General features: G+C 50.5%; 2 protein-coding genes. Both read left to right on the top strand.

Annotated features, from left to right (window positions below):
* Positions 1-624: hypothetical protein (locus tag VZ95_RS26315; protein WP_198148454.1), on the top strand; the 624-nt coding region annotated here is incomplete at its 5' end.
* A gap of 10 nt (positions 625-634) precedes the next feature.
* On the top strand, positions 635-1,566 hold a 932-nt coding region (locus VZ95_RS20500; protein WP_045777508.1), incomplete at its 3' end, for a tetratricopeptide repeat protein.

The following is a 1,566-nucleotide window of genomic DNA, read 5'->3' as shown; positions in this document are numbered from 1 at the left end:
ACCGCTGAGGCAGAGTTTAATGCAATTCGTGATAATTTAAATAAAGCTGTTAAATCCCTGAAGCCTGTGACTCTGTTTGAGGAAGGGCTCCAAGACCGGACGAGAAAAGTACGTGCGGGGCAGAATCCGTCGGGTATAGGGGACTATAGTAGCTATGGCTCTATTCCTGATCGCGCTGGGGCTGTCGGGATTCTGATCGCGACTGGCGTTGACGGGGTTGATGTTATTACGGGCCTTTCGACAGGCTATGCTGAGACACTTGGCCATGCTCGCTATGATATGCGGCAAGATTTCAATTTTGCTAAGGCTAAGCTTGGCAAGCCGGAGCCCTTGCGCGACCAAAATGGTAGGACCGTACTTGATGAAAACGGTAAACCGATGGAAACGCTCCCGTCAGGCCTCTATAAGAGAATGGAGGAGATTGATGCGGAAATTGAAAAGAAGGATGCACAGGAACGTGTTGTTGTTCTTCGGCAAGTTCAGGCAATGGAGAAGAGGAATGACACTATCTTGCGATCCCTCTCCATAAACTTTGAATTCATGCAAGCAAATTCCGAAGCAATGGCCGATAGGACGAGTTGGAATAAGCCTGATAAAGGCTCCATTTTGAATCTATTCATATAAGAATGCGTTATTGAAGGGCGGCATCTCCAGATTGGGGGTGCTGCCCTTTTTTTATGAGTGCTGGCAGGAAGAGTTTTTGATGTTTGATATTATCGAGAAGGTTCAAGAATGTTTGAAGGTGGATGATCCTAAGAGTGCTTTGAGTATTGTAATGAAAGTGCCGGACGAATTATTACGGCGGGAACTGTTCCATTCTTTGCGCGGCGATATTTTTTGCCATCAGTTGCGTTTTAACGAAGCCTGTGCCGAATACGAGAAGGCAATCGCTCTCGCTGGAAATTGGCCCCCCCCCTATAATGGCTTAGGGAATGCTCTTGTTGAGTTGGGGGAATATTCCAAGGCTTTGGCGGCATTCGATATTGCCGTAAAATTAGCGCCTGAGCAGGGCGAGTTTGCTTTCAATCGAGGTCAGCTTCGTCTGCTGCTGGGAGAGTGGTCGGGCGCTAAGGCTGACTATGAAGCGCGCTTGCTAAGCCCCACTTTTGAAGCCCACCCTGATATCGCTCGGCGGCCCCCGTGGCTCGGGCAAGCTGTGCTCGGACAGCGAATATTGCTTTATTGGGAGCAAGGGCAGGGGGATACCGTGCAGTTTGTGCGCTATGCGCGTTTACTGGAGGATCAGGGGGCCAGCCTTATAATTGAGGCACAAGATACGCTCCTACGGCTTCTTCGGCACAATTTTCCGAAGGCGCAGGTTATTCGGGGGGATGATAATTTACCGGACTTCGATCTGCGCGCGGCGCTCCCGTCGCTCCCTTGGATCTATGGAGAATCGCCAGAAACGCCATATGCCCAATGCCCTTATCTTGTAGCCCCGGCTGGGCTCCGTTCTGCGCCAGCCGCCAAGGTAGCTGGTCGCAGAATAGGGTTGGTCTGGGCCGGGAATCCCAATCATATCAATGATAAGCAACGCTCCATTCCACAAGAAACACTGTTAGAACT

Origin of the sequence: Elstera litoralis, assembly GCF_000963705.1 — a bacterium.
Lineage (GTDB): Bacteria > Pseudomonadota > Alphaproteobacteria > Elsterales > Elsteraceae > Elstera > Elstera litoralis.
Note: the sequence above shows the minus strand (reverse complement) of the source record. Positions and strands in the feature narration are given on the sequence as shown.